This is a genomic window from Embleya hyalina (genome assembly GCF_003967355.1).
Taxonomy (GTDB): domain Bacteria; phylum Actinomycetota; class Actinomycetes; order Streptomycetales; family Streptomycetaceae; genus Embleya; species Embleya hyalina.
On record NZ_BIFH01000021.1, the window covers coordinates 307,310 to 324,190 of the forward strand.

The window sequence follows — 16,881 nt, forward strand, 5'->3', positions numbered from 1 at the left end:
TTTCCGAGCCGGTCGCAGCCCTCCCCTGCGGGGCTGCGACCGGCTCAGGCACAGGGGCGCAGTGACCGGGCCGGGACGCGACCCGTGCCCGAACACTCCCGGCGTCCCGGAGGCGGCTTGTGGGCCACCCCCGCGTACATCCACTCCCGCTCCACCAGCGGACGCGGAAGTCGGTCGGCGCGCCAGGACGAGATCGGCACCACGCCCGGCCGGACCGGATCCAGGCCCGGGAACAGCGCCCGCACCTGCGCCGCCGTGCGCGGGAACAGCGGGGCGGCCGAACGGCGATACGCCTCGGCCGTGGCCCGCGCCGCCTCCGGCCGCAGATCCGCGGCGACGTGCGAGAGCACCAGCATGCTGCCCGGCACCATCGCACCCGCCAACGCGCCCACCACGGCCCGGGGATCGTCCGCGTCCGACAGATAGTGCAGCACCGCGGTCAGCACCACCGCCACCGGCCGATCCAGATCCACCCCCGAACGCCCGGACACCCGCGCCAACAGCGCGTGCGGATCGCGGAGATCGCCCTCCACCACCCGCACCCGACCGGGCCGACCGGACAACGCCCGGGCGTGCGCGAGCACCAGCGGATCGTTGTCCACGTACACCGCCCGCGCCTCCTCGCCGGCCGACACCGCGCACTCGTAGGTGTCGTGCGCGGTCGGCATGCCGACCCCGATGTCGAGGAACTGGCTGATCCCGCACCCCGCCGCGAACGACACCGCACGGCGCAGGAACGCCCGATTCGCCCGAGCCATCGCGCGTACCTCGGGAGCCGCCCCGAGCACCGCGTCGGCGGCCTCGCGATCGACCCCGAAGTTGTTCTTGCCTCCCAGGTAGTAGTCGTACATACGAGCGGGATGCGGCAGATCGGTGCGCAATCCGGACCGGCGCGTCGCGGACACCTGGACCGGCGGTCGAGCCGGCACCGGCCGGCCCGCGCACGATCGGGTCTCCGGCGCCTGCTGGGGAATCACAATCATCGGCCTTCCCGATTCTCGGGTCACGGGCCGCCCGGATCGGGCGAGGCGGGGGTACCCGCCGGGCGGGCCCGCGTATTCCTCCGGTGCGCCTGGGGAGATCAGCGGCGGAGGAAATCCGTGACGACTGCGTCGAAGTGCTCGTGTTCCTCGACGAAGGGTACGTGCCCGCTCGCGGAGAACTTCTCGATCCGCGCGTCGGGCAGCACACCCGCCAGCCACCCGGCCAGATCACCCGGGAAGACCCGGCTGCGCTCGCCGTAGACCAGCAGGGTGGGCACCGTCACCCGCGGCAGCACCGACCGCCAGTCCGAGTGCGCCATGTCCATCCAGACGTCGAGCGCGGACGACGTGTGCGTCTGGGTGGTCTCCGCGTACACCGCGTCCACCGCCTCGGCGGCCGGCGGCTCGGCGAAACAGGCCTCGATGAACGGCTTCACGGCGATCGGCCGACCGTGCCGCACGGTCTGCGCGAACACCGCCAGATCGCCGCGGGAATACCCGCCGAGCAGCGGGAACTCCCAGTCGGGGCCGTCCAGGAAGCGCGGCGACTGATCGACGAACACCGCGCCGCGCAGCCCCTCGCAGCCGAACTGCCGCACATACGACAGCAGTACCGAGGTACCCATCGACCAGCCCACCACGGTCACCTCGGCGAGATCGAGGGCCCGAACCAACTCGCGGATGTCGCGGGCGTACTGGTCCAGGGAATGACCCTCGGGCGTCTTCCCGGACCGCCCGTGGCCGCGGAAGTCCGGCACGATCACCCGGTTCTCCGCCGCCAACGCGGCCACGTTCCCGGACCAGAAGGTGCCGTTCATCGTCCAACCGTGCAACAGGACGACGGGCCGGCCCTCGCCGTGCTCCTCGTAGTAGAGCGGGACGGTGTCGGACAGTTCCAGGTAGGGCACGCCATCTCCTCCGGTCTCGGTCACGGCACCCCGTTCGCCGCGCCGCGCTGCCGGCAGTCTGCGTGAGCCGGGAGTCGTTCCGCCAGACGTCGCAGGGGGGTTGCACCAAGGTTGCAGAATCCGCGACGACACCCACCCCGCCGACGACCGACCGTGCCGGCATGATGACTCCATGGCACACCGATCGGACGCACGGGAACGGGCGCTGAGCGGCGGCACGGCGTCGGGGGTTCGGGGCCCGATCCGGGCCTCGTGGTCGCGCGCCCGACGACACGGGCTGGCGCCCGACGCCTACCTGCCCCCGGTGCGGCTCGACGACGACGAACTGGCCCGCCACCGCGAGGAACACGCGCTCACCGGGATCTGGCCGCTGCTGCGCCGCTCGCTGGGCGGACTGATCGAGGATCCGGGCCGGTTGTTGTTCCTCAGCGACGCCCGGGGCCACCTGCTGTGGGTCCAGGGCGACCACACGTCGCTGCGCTCGGCGGAGCGGGTACACCTGCTGCCGGGCGCGCTGTGGAGCGAGGACGCGGCCGGCACGAGCGGGGTGGGCACCGCCTTGGCGACGGGGCGGCCGTTCCAGGTGTTCGGCGCCGAGCACTTCCTGTCCGCGGCCACGGCCTACACCTGCACCGCCACGCCCATCCACGACCCGATCAGCGGCGACCTGCTCGGGATCCTGGACTTCACCTGCCCGGAACGGCACTGGCAGCCACTGGCGATCCCCCTGCTCGACACGGCCCGGCGGTTGGCCCAGTCGGAGTTGGAGACGGTCCGGCTGCGCGAGGAGATGCGGGTACGCACCCGCTACGTCGAGCGCATCGCCCGCCGCCTGGGCACCCGGAGCGCGATCGTCGACGCCGGCGGGCGGGTGGTGCGCGCGGATCCGCCCGGCTGGCTGCCGAATCGGCTCCCGACACCGGTCGGCGAAGGCCCGATGCTGCTGCCCGGCGGCCGGCTCGTGCTCGTCGAACGGCTGGCCGCGGGTGGCCTGTTCCTGCTCATCGCCGAGGACGGCGCCACCGGACCGGTGACCGCCGCGCCGATGCGTCTGGAGGCGCTCGGGCTGCGCCGGGCGCGGCTGTACGTGGCCGGCGCCACCCACGAACTCACCCGCCGACACGCGGAGATCGTCACCACGCTGCTGAGCGAACCGGGCGGGATGACGGCGAAGGCGATCACCGACGCGGTCTACGGACCGGCCGGCCGCCCGGCCACGGTGCGGGCCGAACTCGCCCGGCTGCGCGCGATCCTGGGCCACCGGCTGGCGTCGGATCCATATCGGCTGACCGGGGACTGCGAGGCCGACTTCCTCGACCTGGACCACGCGTTGTCGAACCGGGACACCACCGCCGACGCCCTCCTGGACCGCTACCGGGGGCCGTTGCTGCCCGGGTCGACGGCCCCGCGTGTCCTCGAACTGCGGGCCAGGCTGCACGAACGGCTGCGCAACCGGGTGGTGGAGACGGCCGACGCGGACACGGCGATGCGGTGGGCGAGCACGGCGGCGGGCTGAGCTACGGGCGTCCGGGGAGGGCGGGCGTGCGGGGGCGGGTGGGGAGCAGGGCGTGCACACGCCAGCCGCCCGCCGGGTAGGGGCCGGTTTCGAGGCGACCACCGAACAGGGCGACCCGTTCGCTCATGCCGACCAGGCCGTGGCCCATGCCGTCGCCGGGAGCCGCCTCGCCGCGGCCGTCGTCGCGCACGTCGAGTTCGATGTCCTCGCCCGTGTAGCGCAGTACGACCCGGGCGCCGACGCCGGGCCCGCCGTGCTTGCGGGTGTTGGTCAGCGCCTCCTGGACGATGCGGTACACGGTCAGGCCGATGCCCTGGGACAGTTCGACGGGTCGGCCCTCGACGTGGAGGTCGACCGCCAGCCCCGCGCCGCGGACCCGGGTGAGCAACTCGTCGAGTTGGTCGACGCCGGGCTGCGGGACGAACGTCTCGGCGTCGCTCTCGGAACGCAGTACGCCCAGCAGGCGGCGCATCTCGGCGAGCGCTTCGCGGCCGGTGGCGGCGATCGTGCCCAGGGCCTCCCGGGCCGAGTCGGGCGCGGCGTCGATCGCGTACGCGGCGCCGTCGGCCTGGACCACCATCACCGAGACGTTGTGCGCGACCACGTCGTGCAACTCGCGGGCGATGCGCGCCCGTTCGGCCGCCGCAGCGAGCCGGGCCTGCTGGTCGCGCTCGACCTCCAGACGCGCCGCGCGGTCGATCAACTCGGCGTAGAACGCGCGCCGGGTACGCATCGAATCGCCCAACACCCAGGAGATCGCGAGCAATACGATGACAAAGCCGGACGCGGACAGGTTGGCCCTGAAGGTCTCGCCGTCGCCGTGCGGGAAACGGACCAGCAGCGCCGCCGGCGCCAGCACCGTGGAGGCGAGCGCGGCCCGGGAGAGCCAGCGCGGCCCGGATTTGGCGGCCGTGTACGCGATCACCAGCATCGCGTAGTTCGCGAACGTGATCGTCCCGTCGCAGAGCAACTGGGCCACCCCGGACCCGACCACGAGCATCGTCGCCACTCGGGACCGGACCCGGTGCAGCGCCATGCCCAGACTCAGGGCCACCACGATCGTGTAGGCCCAGAGCGACATGACGATGCCGTACTCGTAGGACAGGATCTGGAGGACACCGAGGCCGAACGCCGGGAACGCGCACACCGAGTCGACCCACAGGGGATGCGCCCGCAACCAGGCGTAGATTCGTTGCACGGGGCGACCGTACGACCGGGAGGGCGGGTTCGGCATCACCCTGGGCGCTCATCGCCGCGTCCACCGCAGGTCGAACGCGGTGCGCGCGAAGGCACGACCTCAGCGCGATCCACGGCGGGGCCGGGTCGGCTCCCCCGGCCGCCCGAACGTTGCGGCGTCGTGTGTACGTCCGGGTCGACGACCGGCGAAGTGGCCGGTCGCCGACGGGTGTTCGATGCCGGACGACTACCGGTTGGTGGTGAGGAAGTAGTCGGTGTTCGGCAGATACGGCGCCACGTACTCGACCTTTTGGCTCTGGTACTGGAACTGGCAGTCGGAGAACGCGTAGTGGGTGAAGGTGATGTTGCCCTTCCACCACCAGCCGTCGACGTACTTGTGCTCGCTCGGCGTGTTGACGCAGAGCGCGGTCCACTGGCCGTTCTGGTTGGGACCCTCGATGTGGATGGACTGGGTCTTGCCGTACAGGTCCACGAAGTGGATCTGCTGCCCGTTCGTCCCGGCGGACGCGGTGCCGGCACCGGTCACGACAGCCCCCGCGGCCATCGTCACCGTCAGGGCGCCCGCCGCGAGCGTCGCGGCGATCTTCTTGCGCATCTCTTCTCTTTCCTGGTGGATGTGCGTTTCACGCGGCGGCGGGACGGATTGCGCGCCGCGAGGATGATCATGGCAATCTCCGCGCCTCGCGAAGGTCACCGATCGATAACGCTTGGCGCGGTTGTCGGGATTGGCCGGTGATCATCCCCGTGCGGCCGAAAACCACCGAGGGTGGACGGGAACACCCGGCTGGGGGTGGGGTGTTCGGGTCGCCGAGACGATCCGCGGCAGGCATGTGACGGGCCGCCCTCCCCGGGGGTGTGTTCCGGGGAGGGCGGCCCGTGTCGTGCCGTGTCGATGGTGCGGTGTCGATGGTGCCGGGCCCGAGTGGGCCGAGCGGAGTGTGCCGGGGCGAGTCGTGCCGGGCCGACGGGGTCAGGCGCGCAGGCGGGCCATCCACGACTCGACCTCGTCCGCGCCGCGCGGCAGGGCGGCTGACATGTTCCGGTTGCCGTCCTCGGTCACCAGGATGTCGTCCTCGATCCGGATCCCGATCCCGCGGTACTCCTCGGGCACGGTCAGGTCGTCGGCCTGGAAGTACAGTCCGGGCTCGACGGTCAGGCACATGCCCGGCTCCAGCGCGCCGTCGACGTACGACTCGGTCCGCGCCACCGCGCAGTCGTGCACGTCCAGACCGAGCATGTGGCCGGTGCCGTGCAGCGTCCACCGCCGCTGCAGACCCAGCTCCAACACCCGCTCCACCGGACCCTCGACCAGGCCCCACTCGACCAGGTGTTCGGCGAGTACGCGCTGCGCCTCGTCGTGGAACTCGCGGTACTTGGCCCCGGGCCGCACGGCGGCGATGCCCGCCTCCTGCGCGGCGAACACGGCGTCGTAGATCCGGCGCTGGAGCGCGGTGAAGCGACCCGAGACGGGCAGCGTACGGGTCACGTCGGCGGTGTAGAGCGTGTGCGTCTCGACGCCCGCGTCCAGGAGCAGCAGATCGCCCGCCCGCGCCGCGCCGTCGTTGCGGACCCAGTGCAGCGTGGTCGCGTGCGGACCGGCGGCGCAGATCGAGCCGTAGCCGACGTCGTTGCCCTCCAGCCGTGCGCGCAGGAAGAAGGTCCCCTCGATGTACCGCTCCGAGGTGGCCTCGGCCTGATCCAGGACCCGGACCACGTCCTCGAAACCGCGCACCGTCGAGTCGACCGCGGCCTGGAGCTGCCCGATTTCGAACGTGTCCTTGACCAGCCGCTCGTCGGCCAGGAAGACCCGCAGCTCCTCGTCCCGCCCGGCGTCGAGGCGCTCGCCCAGGGCGCTGTCCACACCCGCGTCGTGGCCCCGCACCACCCGCACCGCGCCCTCGGCCGAGGTCAGCTCCTCGACGACCTTGCGCACGTCCCGACACGGCAGCCCGTACAGCAGCTCGCCCTCGGCCAACCCGGCGCGCCGACCGACCCAGAGCTCGCCCTGCCCGTCCAGCCAGAACTCGCCGTTGCCCCGGTCCGACCGGGGCAGCAGGTACAACACCGCGTCGTGACCGTCGGCGACCGGTTCGAGGACCAGGACGCCGTCCTGGGTCAGGTCGCCGGTCAGGTAGGCGTATTCGGTCGACGCGCGGAAGGGGTACTCGGTGTCGTTGGACCGGGTCTTGAGGTTGCCCGCCGGGACCACCAGACGCTCACCCGGGAACCGGGCCGACAGGGCCGCGCGGCGGCGGGCCGTGTCGGACGCCTGCTCGATCGGCGCCAGGTCGACGCGCTCGGTGTCGGCCCAGCCGGTGCGCATGTTCGCGGCCAGCTCCTCCGAGACCTCGCCGCGGTAGAGGCCGTTCTTGCGCTGCTTGATGGGCTGCGCCTGCTCTTCGTCGGACGGCCGGTTCTCGGCACCCACGCCTGCCTCCTGGACTTCTGGATCTCTGGACTTCCGGGTTTTCGCGTTTCCGGGTTCCCGGGTTCCCGGAATGGACTGCCGATCGGTTGTCGACCGCAGGTTCCCACCCATTCTTCCCGACGTCCGGACGCGCCCCTCGGCAGGTCGGCGCGTCGTCGGGCTTGGCCGCCGGGGCGGTGGGTACGACCCCTCGCGTACGGTGCCGCCGACGGCGGTCCCGGAGACACGAGGGGGTCGAAGTGATTCGAAAGCTGCAGGCGATCGCACTGGACTGCGCCGATCCGGCACGGCTCGCGGAGTTCTACGCGGAACTGCTCGGTGGCCGGGTGGTCGTGGATGCGGACGACCCGGACTGGATCGAGGTTCACGGCTTCGAGGGAACGCCGCTGGCCTGCCAACGCGTGGAGGGCTACCGCCCACCGGAATGGCCGAGCCAACAGGTCCCGCAACAACTCCACCTGGACTTCGACGTGGACGACCTCGACGGCGAGGAAAAACGTGCCCTGGCCCTCGGCGCGACACTTCTGGAACGCACGGACCAGGTCCGCCCCGGAGCCAACTGGCGAGTACTCGCAGACCCGGCGGGCCACCCGTTCTGCCTGTGCTTCCACTGACCCCGACACAGACACGCGGCCTCCGAGCCGCGGCCCTCCCGACGAGCAAGCCACGCCTTCGCCGGGGGCGTCGGCGGGTGGGTCGGGTTTTCTCGGCGGGCGTTGCGCTTGTGGTTGCGGGTGGCGGTGCGGGGTCTGTCGGAGTCGGTGGTGAGCCGCCGCCGGCGTGTGGGGCTTCGAGACCTGGGGGCTTCCGGCGAGACGGCTGCGTTGCTGGGTGAAAACCGGCCGGCGGCGGGAGGCGGGGAGGGCGGTCGGGTCGGGTTCCCCGGGGGTGCGTTTCCGGGTGGGTCGGGTTTTCTCGGTGGGCGTTGCGCTTGTGGTTGGGGGTGGCCGGCGCGGGGTCTGTCCGCGTCGGTGGTGAGCCGCCGCCGGCGTGCGGGGCTGCTAGACCTGGGGCTTCCGGCGAGACGGTTGCGTTGGTCGGCGAAAACCGGCCAGCAGCGGGAGGCGGGGAGGGCGGTCGGGTCGGGTTCCCCGGGGTGCCTTTCCGGGTGGGTTGGCGCTCGGGTGATTCCGGGGGGCGCCGGGCATGTGGGTGGCGTCGGTTCACGAAACCGGATTCCGTGGGATGCCGCAGCCCTTGCGTGAGAGAAAACCGCAGGTCAGCGGGCTTGAAGGGCCGAAGGTCCGTCGGCAGATCGCCAGAAATCCGGCATGGTGGGGAAGCTCGCGGGGATGGCGTACGTGCGGGGCTCGCATGTCCCTGGCGGGTAGGCGAATCGGCGCCCGGAGTGGGCGCCGATTCTCGACCGCTGCGGGCGTGCTCGGTGCGCTCCGGCTTTGTCCGCTCTAGCGGTCGGGCAACTGCACGACGGCCACGCCGGCCTGGGACTCGCCGAATCCCCAGCCTGCGACAAGGGAGCAGCCGACCGCTTCCAGGACATCGGACCACGGCCAGTGGCCGGCGCGGTAGTAGAAGCCGCCCTCGCTGCGTGCGTCGTTCTCGCTGAGGCAGAGCATGCGGAGATGGTCGCGGAGCCCGGGGTGCGCGACCGCGCTCAGGTTCTTCTCCCAGGGCTCGGCAGCCGTGCGGACGGCATTCATGTCGTGGATCGACACCAGGTGCTCGGGGCCGCGCTCGGTGAAGGTGGCGGCCCGCATCGCGTCCGTCGAAGTGCCATCGGTGGCCACCCGCAGCAGCACGGACAGCCAGCCGTTCAGTTTCTCGGATGTCGCGTCGGTCAGGTCGACCCCATGGCGGTCCAGGAGTGCTCCCAACTCCGCGCCATGGACCAAGACTTCACCGTCCTCATCCACCGCCGCAACGGTCCGCAAGTCGGCGACGAAGGCATCGTCGAACGGCCGGGGGCCCTTGTGCCCGCCGTCGCCCCACGGCCCCGTACCGGCGAGAAGGTCGGCGTCGAAGTGGAACAGCGACTCGCGCAGGTCGAACCGCCACGCCCACGGAGAGAAGGGGTACTCCCCGTCCGGATCCGGCAATTGCCTCGACTCCCGACCCACCAGCGCGGCCGGGGTGATCCAGGAATTCGGGAACAGGAACTCGTCGAGAGAGTCCGAGGCGTAGTACACCCCATACCGGGCAGCGGGATCGACTGCCGGCCGGCCGTCGAGCAGTATCTCGAAGGCGCCGGTCAGCGCGGCATCCCACCCGCCGGGGTCAGTCACCAGGGCCGTCTCGGGCATCACGATGAGTGCTCCTCTTGATGTCGTGTCACATGCGTCGACGCAAAATACCGCCCGCCGGCGACACTCCGGAAAGCCGACAACGAAGTCCGTTTCAAAGCAGACGAAATACCTCCGATCGGTGCACCTATCGCAGCGATAGGCCCGAAGCCGATGAAGCACACGAAACCCGCACTCGACGCCCGAATTCCCGCGCACGCATTACAAAACCGCAGGTCACCGAAGCCCGAAGCCCACAACCACCCATCGCCATCCGGTTTCGACCCCCAACCCCTCGCCAAACGCCCCGACCCACCCGGAAAGCCACCTCGGAATACTCGACCCGACCGCCCTCCCGCTCCGCCGCTGCCGGCCGGTTTTCGCCAACCAACGCACGCGTCTCGCCGGAAGTCCCAGGTCTCGAAGCCCCCCACGCCGGCGGCGGCCTACCCTCGACGCGGACAGACCCCGCACCGGCCACCCGCAACCACAAGCGCAACGCGCGTCGAGAAAACCCGACCCACTCGGAAAGGCTCCCCCGGGGAACCCGACCCGACCGCCCTCCCCGCCTCCCGCCGCCGGCCGGTTTTCGCCGACCAACGCACCCGTCTCGCCGGAAGCCCAGGTCTCGAAGCCCCACACGCCGGCGGCGGCCCACCCTCGACGCGGACAGACCCCGCACCGGCCACCCCCAGCCATAAGCGCTACGCGCGCCGAGAAAACCCGACCCACCCGGAAAGGCTCCCCCGGGGAACCCGACCCGACCGCCCTCTCCGCCTCCCGCCGCTGGCCGGTTTTCGCCGAGCAACACACCCGTCTCGTCGAAAACCCTCCGTCACGGAGCCCCGCACGCCGGCGGCGGCTCACCCTCGACGCGGACAGGCCCCGCACCGGCCACCCCAGCCACAAGCGCAACGCGCGCCGAGAAAACCCGACCCCCTCGGGGGGCTCCCCCGGGGAACTCGACCTGACCGCCCTCTCCGCCTCCCGCCGCTGGCCGGTTTTCACCGACCAACACACCCGTCTCGCCGGAAGCCCCCAGTCTCCTCGCCGGAAGCCCCCAGTCTCGAAGCCCCGCACGCCGGCGGCGGCCCACCACCGACGCGGACAGACCCCGCACCGGCCACCCCAGCCACAAGCGCAACGCCCGCCAAGAACGCCCAACCACACCCGAGAAGCCCCGGCAGCGTCACGGCCACCCCTCCCGAACCCCCGCCCCCGCCCCCACCGCTACCGAAACGTCGCAGCCGGGGCGTCGCCGATGGCTACGCGGTCCACAGGTTCGCTAGGTGGGTGTGTAGGACGGTTTCGGCTTCGGGTGGGGTCAGGTGGCCGAGCAGGACGTGGGTGGTGAGGCCGTCGGCGAGGGCCAGGAGGGTGCGGGCCTCGTGGTGGGGGTTCAGGGGGATGGGGGGATCCGGGGTGGCGGCGGCCGTGGTGATCAGGTGGGTGAAGGATTCCTCCAGCGCGGCGTAGTTGGTCTTGAGGATCTCGGCCAGCGGGGCGCTGATTGCGGCCTGGGCCAGGAACGCCAGCCAGACGCGGGCCTCGGCGCGGTGTTCGTCGCGGAGCAGGGCGAACTCGGAGGCCGCGTGGCCGAGGGCGGTGGCGGCCGACTGGGCGGGGCTGCGGATCAGGCGGGCCCGTACCCGGGCGGCGACCTGTTCGCCGACGTGGCCGAGGGCGAAGACGAGCATCTCCTCCTTGGTCCGGAAGCACCGCTGGACCGCGCCCATCGACACCTCGGCGCGCGCGGCGACGTCGCGCAGGGTCACGCCTTCGAGGCCGCGTTCGTCGGCGAGCCGGCATACGGCCTCGGCGATGAGGAGGCGTCGGCTCGCGTGGTCCACCTGTCTGGGCATGGCTGCTGCGGCCTTCCGGTCGTGGTGCGCGTTATTGCGATGCGGATGCATCGGTTCCCAGGCTATCGTTCCGATGCAGTTGCATCGGAACGAAAGCGGGAGGTACGCGCACCATGTCGGACCGGTTGTGGGAGATGTCGGCCGTGGCGCAGGCGCAGGCCGTCCGGGACGGGGTCGTCTCGGCCGTCGACCTCGTCGACGCGCATCTGGAGCGGATCGCCGAGGTCGACCCGGAGCTGAACGCGATCACCCGCGTGCTCGCCGACCACGCCCGCGAGCAGGCACTGCGCACGGATCGCCGGCGCGCCGCCGGGGAGGCGCTGGGGCCGCTCGCGGGCGTGCCCTTCACGGTGAAGGAGAGCACCGCCGTGGCCGGCGTGCCGACCACGTTCGGCGTGCCGCGCTTTCGGGACCTGGTGGCGGCGGCCGACGCGCCGCCCGTGGCGCGGCTGCGGGCGGCCGGGGCGATCCCGATCGGGCGGGGCAACATACCGACGCTGATCCTGGCCGGGATGCACACCCGCAGCGAACTCTTCGGCGACACGGTCAACCCCTGGCACCCCGGCCGTACCCCCGGCGGCAGCAGCGGTGGCGACGCGGTGGCGGTGGCCGCCGGGATGGCCGCGATCGGGCTCGGCAACGACTCCGGCGGGTCGTTGCGGATCCCGGCCCAGTTCTGCGGGGTGGCCGCGCTGAAGCCGTCGACGGGACGGTTCTCGGCGGACCATCGGGTGCTGGGACCGGACGATCCCGGCCCGGCGACACAAATGCTGGTCACCGACGGGCCGTTGGCACGCGGGGTGGGCGATCTGCGCGCGGTGTACGAGGTGTTGGCCGGCGCGGACCCCCGCGATCCGCGCGCCGTGCCGGTGCCGCCGTACGGCCCGCCCCTCGCCGGGCCGGTGCGGGTCGCGGTGGTGGCGGATCCCGGCGGGCGCGGCGTACACCCGGCCGTGCGCGGAGCGGTCGAGGCGGCGGCCGACGCACTGCGCGACGCCGGCTACGACGTCCGCGAGGTGCCGGACGTACCGCGCCTGGACGAGGCCCTCGAGGCGTACGAACGGATCACCCTGACCGAGTTCGCGCCGACCTGGCCGGTGGTGCGCACCCTGCTCGGCCCGGGCGGCGACCGCTTTATCGCGATGGCGATGGAGCGCACCCCGCCGGCGACCGCGGACGAGTTGCTCGAGCTAATGGGCACGTGGCTGAACATCCGTCGCTCGTGGGCGGAATTCCTCGACGAATACCCGCTGTTGCTCGGCCCGTCCTTCACGGAGCCCCCGGTCGAACCCGGTCTGGAGTCGCGGGACCGGGCCGGTCGGGATCGGGTGGCGTCGGCGATGCGGCTGTGTACGGTGACCAGCTTCGTCGGCCTGCCGGCGGTGGCGGTGCCCACCGGGGTGGTCGACGGCCTTCCCACCGGGGCGCAGATCGTCGGGCGGGCGTTCCGGGAGGACCTCTGCCTGGACGCGGCCCAGGCCGTCGAGGACCGGCTGGGCACGCTGACGCCGGTGGACCCGCGCACGGGTGGGTGATCGCCGCGTGTCCGCTTCGGGGTCATCGCGTTGAGGTAGCGGAGACAGCGGGAGTTCCGATCGGGGAAGGTGGTGCGGTCGGGGTTGTCCCGGGGGAAGAACACGAGTGCGAATCCGTCCGGCGAAAGGGAATCGACGAAACATGACACGCCACCGCCGTGTGTTCGATCCGGCCCACGAATCGGCGCACGAGCCGACCCGCCGTTCGGCGCGCGCGAGGTGGCGGGTGCTGTACAGGCGAACCGCCGCCGTCGCGGCCGTCGCACTCGCGATGGTCGGGGGCGGCGTGGTCGACGCCTCGGCGGAACCGGAGGAGGCGGCGGCCCCGACCCTGGCCTGGAGTCCCTGTGTCGAGGACGCCACCTTCGAATGCGCGAACGCCTCGGTCCCGTTGGATTATCGGGAACCGGGTGGGCGTCGTCTCACGTTGGCGGTGATCCGCCACCGGGCCGCGGACCCGGCGCGGCGGCTGGGGACCCTGGTGCTCCAACCCGGTGGGCCGGGCAACTCCGGGGTGGACTTCGTGCGCGGAAACCACGCGTCCCTGCCGGCCGAGTTGCGGGACCGTTTCGATGTGTTCGGCTTCGACGCCCGCGGCATCGGGCGCAGCGCGCCGTACGAGTGCTGGGACGACGCCACCTACTCGCGCGAGATCACCCGGTCGCCGGGTCGGCCCGGGCCCGACGGGTTCGACCGGGCGGTGTCGACCGCACGGGACTTCGACGCGGCCTGCGCGGCCAAGGCCGGTGACGTACTGCCGTTCATGGGCACCGACTACGTGGCGCGCGATCTGGACCTGCTCCGCCGGGCGCTGGGGGAGCGGCGATTGTCCTTCTACGGGCGCTCGTTCGGGTCCTACATCGGCACGGTCTACGCCGATCGGTACCCCGACCGGGTGCGGGCGATGGCGCTGGACGGCGCCTACGATCCGGTGCACTACGCGGAGCGCCCGTACGAGTACGACCGGCCGCAATACCTGGCGCTGGACGCGGCGATGGGGCGCTTCCTCGACTGGTGCGGTGCCGAACCGGTGCGGTGTGGATTCGGCCAAGGGGACGCGCGCGGCGCGTTCGAGCGCCTGGTGCGGGAGTTGGACGCGCACCCGGTGCCCACCCCTTCGGGAGCGGCGGCGAACGGGTACACGCTCGCCTACCGGTTGATGTTCAACATCAACGGGGGCAAGGCGGTGTGGCCCGCGTTCGGCGCGGCGCTGCGGCAGGCGGAGTTGCGGGACGGTACCGCCTTCCTGCTGCGACCGCCGTCGGCGGCGAGCTTCGACTTCCTCACCGCGAACGTCGTGGTCGAGTGCATCGACCGGGCCTACCCGCGCGATCCGGGCCGGCTGGAGCGGAACGTGCGGGCCAATGTGCGCGACGCGCCGCTGCTCGGCCCGCCGATCGGGTTCGGGCCGCCCACCTACGACCACAACCACGCGCCCGCGTGTGCGCGGTGGAGCGGTGAACGGGTCAGCCGGCACCGGGGCTCGTATCGGGCGTGGGGCTCCGCGCCCATCCTCGTGCTCGGTACGACGGGTGACCCCGACACCCCGTATCAGGACGCGGTCGCGCTGTCGGAGCGCCTGGACAACGCTCGACTGCTCACGTTCCGTGCCGAGGGGCACACCGCCTTCGGGCGCAGCGCGTGCGCACAGGCGGCGACCGTCCGCTACCTGACGGACCTGACCCTCCCGCCACGCGGCACGGTCTGCGCCGACGAGCCGGACCCGGTCTCGGCGACCGCGCAGGCACCCTCGGTAGCGGGCGGCCCGGGTATGGCCGGACCGTCGGGGCTGCCGGGTGGGCAGGGCCTTCCGGGCCTCGCCGGCCTCCCGGGCGTCGACGAGGGCTTCGATCGCATCGGCTGACTCCCGACCCCTGACTCCCCACCCCTCGCCCCCGACCCCTGGCCCCCGACCCCTGATCCCCGACTCCCGACCCCGTGTGGCCCGGCCCACGCTCGCCGCATCCGTCGCACCCGCCGCCATTCGGGTCGGGATCGATACGATTGAAGGAGTGATTACCGGCGTCGGTCAGGAGTTGCGAGATGAGTGCTGGAGTGGAGAAGGCGGTTCTGGCCGGAGGCTGCTTCTGGGGAATGCAGGACCTCGTCCGCAAGCAGCCCGGGGTCACGGCCACCCGCGTGGGCTACTCGGGTGGGGACGTCCCGAACGCCACCTACCGCAACCACGGTGACCATGCCGAGGCGATCGAGATCCTCTTCGATCCCTCGGTGACGAGCTATCGCGACATCCTGGAATTCTTCTTCCAGATCCACGACCCGACGACCCGCGATCGTCAGGGCAACGACATCGGGCGCAGCTACCGTTCGGCGATCTACTACGCCGACGAGCAGCAGCAGGCGACGGCGCTGGAGACGATCGCGGACGTCGAGGCCAGCGGCCTGTGGCCGGGCAAGGTGGTCACGGAGCTGGAGCCGCTGGGCGACTTCTGGCAGGCCGAGCCCGAGCACCAGGACTACCTGGAGCGCTACCCGAACGGGTACACCTGCCACTTCCCGCGCCCGGGCTGGAAGCTCCCGCATCGCGACCGCGCCTGACCGCCGGCCGGCACCGGCCGCGCCCGGGCCGACCCGGTACGCCCGAGCCCACCGGGCCCGGGTCCGAGGTAGGCCCGGGCCCGGTTTACGCTCGGGCCCGCCACACGCCAGGGCCCGACGCGCGCCGCGATCCGGGTCAGACCCCGGCCCATCGGCGCAGCGTGGTGGTCGCCTGCGCGGCGTCGGCGGGGGTGAGGGCGCCCAGGCGCGCGCCGTGGCCCGTCTGCGGCGCGATCAGGACCCGGGTGTCCCGGCTGCCCGGTCCCGGTCGGAACGGCTCGGCGCGGACCGGGTCGTTCTCGCCGTAGACGAACAGGATGCGGTCGCTGCGGTGGCGGACCCAGCGGTCGATGTCGGGCATCGCGCCGGAGTCGAAGCGCAGCGGGGTGCCCGCCGGCAGGTAGTTGCGCACCTCCTGGATGCCGGGGTAGCGCAGCAGGCCGTCCAGATGAGGCGTGGCGAGCTGCATGTAGCCCAGCTGGGTGCCGAGTTGGTGGAAGTACGGCCGGAAGAACGCGACGCTCTCGTCGGCATAGACCGCAAGCCGGGTGACGCCGTCCACCCACGCGTAGAGCTCGTCGGCGGACGCACCCGGCGCGGGTATCCCGGCGCACTTCGGCTCGCCCGCGTACATCCAGAACATCATCGGCAGCCGGAGCACCGCGAGTTCGAAGGCCCGGTCGACACTGCCGAGCGTCTCGAAGGTCTGCGCGTTCGTCGTCGCCCACTGCGCGTAGCGGGTCGTCATCTCGTCGCGCCGCAGGAGCGCCTCGCGTTGCACCGACTGCAGTGCGGCCCGGCACTCGGGCGTGCCCACCCGGGCCAGGAACGTGTCGTAGGCGCGGTCGTCGCGGTCGTCGACGTTGTTCGGCGCGGAGTAGACCACGCTGCCGTCGACGTCGTCGGGGTGGAACCGCCGGTGGTACACGGTGGCCATGCCGCCCTTGCTGCCGCCGGTGGATATCCAGGAGCCCCGATAGATCGACTTCAGGGCCTGGATCAGCCGATGGTGATCGTCGGCCGCCTGGCGGATGTTCAGGTCGGACATGTCGGCGGGATCGGCGGGGTCGACGGGCCGGGAGGTGCCGAAGTAGCGCTGCTCGGTGTAGATCTGGTTGCCGTCGAGCAGGGTCGCCGGCTCGGAGCGGAAGCTCGGTCCGGCGCCCAGGTCGTAGCCGCTGGTGTAGAGGACCATCGGCCGCTCGGTCGAGCGGTGTTGCAGACTCAGCCGCTGCTCGAAGGATCCCCGCTCGGGGTGTCGGTGGTCGTTGGGCTGGCGATAGGTCAGCTCGAAGTAGCGGATGCCCGGCGCGGCGGGCTTCTCGGCCACCACCCGCATGCCCGGTATCGCGGCGATCCGGTCCCGGATGTCGAGCTCGCTGCCTTCCGCCGCCGCGACGGCGGCCGCAGCCCGGACCGGGGCCGCCACCGCCGTGCCGGATCCCGACAGCACCAGCACCGCGGCGCCCACCGCCAACGTCACGAGCCGGCGCCGGCCCCGCGGGATCGTGCCGCCGCCCGGGGCCCGCCGCACGCCGCCCGGGTCGCCCGGCGCCCGGTCTCGATCAAGCCTTGCGTTTGTCATGTCCCCAGGAAAGCCCGGGTGCCCATGGCGCCGGATCCCCGGAACGGGGGAAGCGCCTCCCCCGGCCGGGG

The 16,881-nt window shown here is 72.2% G+C and carries 13 protein-coding genes; 5 read left to right on the forward strand and 8 right to left on the reverse strand.

Annotated features, from left to right (window positions below):
- Positions 1-44 precede the first annotated feature (44 nt).
- Entirely contained in the window at positions 45-983 is a 939-nt protein-coding gene (locus EMA17_RS22005) for an SAM-dependent methyltransferase (protein ID WP_126638789.1), read from the reverse strand.
- 98 nt (positions 984-1,081) lie between these two features.
- The gene (locus EMA17_RS22010) at positions 1,082-1,891 is read right to left on the reverse strand and encodes an alpha/beta fold hydrolase (protein WP_160161496.1); all 810 of its coding nucleotides are present in this window, start codon (positions 1,889-1,891) and stop codon (positions 1,082-1,084) included.
- 172 nt (positions 1,892-2,063) lie between these two features.
- Between EMA17_RS22010 and EMA17_RS22015 the strand changes: the two genes are divergently transcribed.
- Positions 2,064-3,407: a GAF domain-containing protein gene (locus EMA17_RS22015; protein ID WP_126638791.1), complete on the forward strand. Its 1,344-nt coding sequence runs from the start codon at positions 2,064-2,066 to the stop codon at positions 3,405-3,407.
- Position 3,408: 1 nt separating this feature from the next.
- Here the strand turns inward: EMA17_RS22015 and EMA17_RS22020 are convergent, their stop codons facing one another.
- The 3 genes from EMA17_RS22020 to EMA17_RS22030 form a co-directional block, all read right to left on the reverse strand.
- Positions 3,409-4,605: a sensor histidine kinase gene (locus EMA17_RS22020; RefSeq protein WP_126638792.1), complete on the reverse strand. Its 1,197-nt coding sequence runs from the start codon at positions 4,603-4,605 to the stop codon at positions 3,409-3,411.
- Positions 4,606-4,830: 225 nt separating this feature from the next.
- Positions 4,831-5,199 carry a hypothetical protein gene (locus tag EMA17_RS22025; protein ID WP_126638793.1) on the reverse strand — a complete coding sequence of 123 codons (369 nt, stop codon included), beginning with the start codon at positions 5,197-5,199 and terminating at the stop codon, positions 4,831-4,833.
- A gap of 375 nt (positions 5,200-5,574) precedes the next feature.
- Positions 5,575-7,032: an aminopeptidase P family protein gene (locus tag EMA17_RS22030; protein ID WP_246126816.1), complete on the reverse strand. Its 1,458-nt coding sequence runs from the start codon at positions 7,030-7,032 to the stop codon at positions 5,575-5,577.
- Between the two features lie 239 nt (positions 7,033-7,271).
- On the opposite strand from EMA17_RS22030, the gene EMA17_RS22035 reads away from it, so the two are divergent.
- Positions 7,272-7,646 carry a VOC family protein gene (locus EMA17_RS22035; protein WP_126638795.1) on the forward strand — a complete coding sequence of 125 codons (375 nt, stop codon included), beginning with the start codon at positions 7,272-7,274 and terminating at the stop codon, positions 7,644-7,646.
- 792 nt (positions 7,647-8,438) lie between these two features.
- On the opposite strand, the gene EMA17_RS22040 is transcribed toward EMA17_RS22035, so the two are convergent.
- A complete protein-coding gene (locus tag EMA17_RS22040; RefSeq protein ID WP_126638849.1) occupies positions 8,439-9,293 on the reverse strand; it encodes a hypothetical protein in 855 nt (284 codons plus the stop codon).
- Positions 9,294-10,537: 1,244 nt separating this feature from the next.
- A complete protein-coding gene (locus EMA17_RS22045) occupies positions 10,538-11,134 on the reverse strand; it encodes a TetR/AcrR family transcriptional regulator (RefSeq protein ID WP_126638796.1) in 597 nt (198 codons plus the stop codon).
- Between the two features lie 113 nt (positions 11,135-11,247).
- On the opposite strand from EMA17_RS22045, the gene EMA17_RS22050 reads away from it, so the two are divergent.
- The 3 genes from EMA17_RS22050 (at position 11,248) to msrA (ending at position 15,225) form a co-directional block, all read left to right on the forward strand.
- Positions 11,248-12,669: an amidase gene (locus EMA17_RS22050; RefSeq protein WP_126638797.1), complete on the forward strand. Its 1,422-nt coding sequence runs from the start codon at positions 11,248-11,250 to the stop codon at positions 12,667-12,669.
- A gap of 142 nt (positions 12,670-12,811) precedes the next feature.
- The gene (locus tag EMA17_RS22055; RefSeq protein ID WP_371863026.1) at positions 12,812-14,533 is read left to right on the forward strand and encodes an alpha/beta hydrolase; all 1,722 of its coding nucleotides are present in this window, start codon (positions 12,812-12,814) and stop codon (positions 14,531-14,533) included.
- A 179-nt stretch (positions 14,534-14,712) separates the two neighbouring features.
- Positions 14,713-15,225, forward strand: a complete 513-nt coding sequence (gene msrA / locus EMA17_RS22060; protein WP_126638798.1) for a peptide-methionine (S)-S-oxide reductase MsrA — start codon at positions 14,713-14,715, stop codon at positions 15,223-15,225.
- A 136-nt stretch (positions 15,226-15,361) separates the two neighbouring features.
- On the opposite strand, the gene EMA17_RS22065 is transcribed toward msrA, so the two are convergent.
- Complete coding sequence (locus EMA17_RS22065) at positions 15,362-16,810, reverse strand: S28 family serine protease (RefSeq protein WP_126638799.1); 1,449 nt, start codon at positions 16,808-16,810, stop codon at positions 15,362-15,364.
- Between the last annotated feature and the right edge of the window lie 71 nt (positions 16,811-16,881).

Excerpts from the sequence above, each read along its gene's own strand:
- EMA17_RS22005 (WP_126638789.1), bottom strand. The coding sequence starts at position 983 with ATGATTGTGATTCCCCAGCAGGCGCCGGAGACCCGATCGTGCGCGGGC.
- EMA17_RS22015 (WP_126638791.1), top strand. The coding sequence starts at position 2,064 with ATGGCACACCGATCGGACGCACGGGAACGGGCGCTGAGCGGCGGCACG.
- EMA17_RS22025 (WP_126638793.1), bottom strand. The coding sequence starts at position 5,199 with ATGCGCAAGAAGATCGCCGCGACGCTCGCGGCGGGCGCCCTGACGGTG.
- EMA17_RS22040 (WP_126638849.1), bottom strand. The coding sequence starts at position 9,293 with ATGCCCGAGACGGCCCTGGTGACTGACCCCGGCGGGTGGGATGCCGCG.
- EMA17_RS22045 (WP_126638796.1), bottom strand. The coding sequence starts at position 11,134 with ATGCCCAGACAGGTGGACCACGCGAGCCGACGCCTCCTCATCGCCGAG.
- EMA17_RS22050 (WP_126638797.1), top strand. The coding sequence starts at position 11,248 with ATGTCGGACCGGTTGTGGGAGATGTCGGCCGTGGCGCAGGCGCAGGCC.
- EMA17_RS22055 (WP_371863026.1), top strand. The coding sequence starts at position 12,812 with ATGACACGCCACCGCCGTGTGTTCGATCCGGCCCACGAATCGGCGCAC.
- msrA (WP_126638798.1), top strand. The coding sequence starts at position 14,713 with ATGAGTGCTGGAGTGGAGAAGGCGGTTCTGGCCGGAGGCTGCTTCTGG.
- EMA17_RS22065 (WP_126638799.1), bottom strand. The coding sequence starts at position 16,810 with ATGACAAACGCAAGGCTTGATCGAGACCGGGCGCCGGGCGACCCGGGC.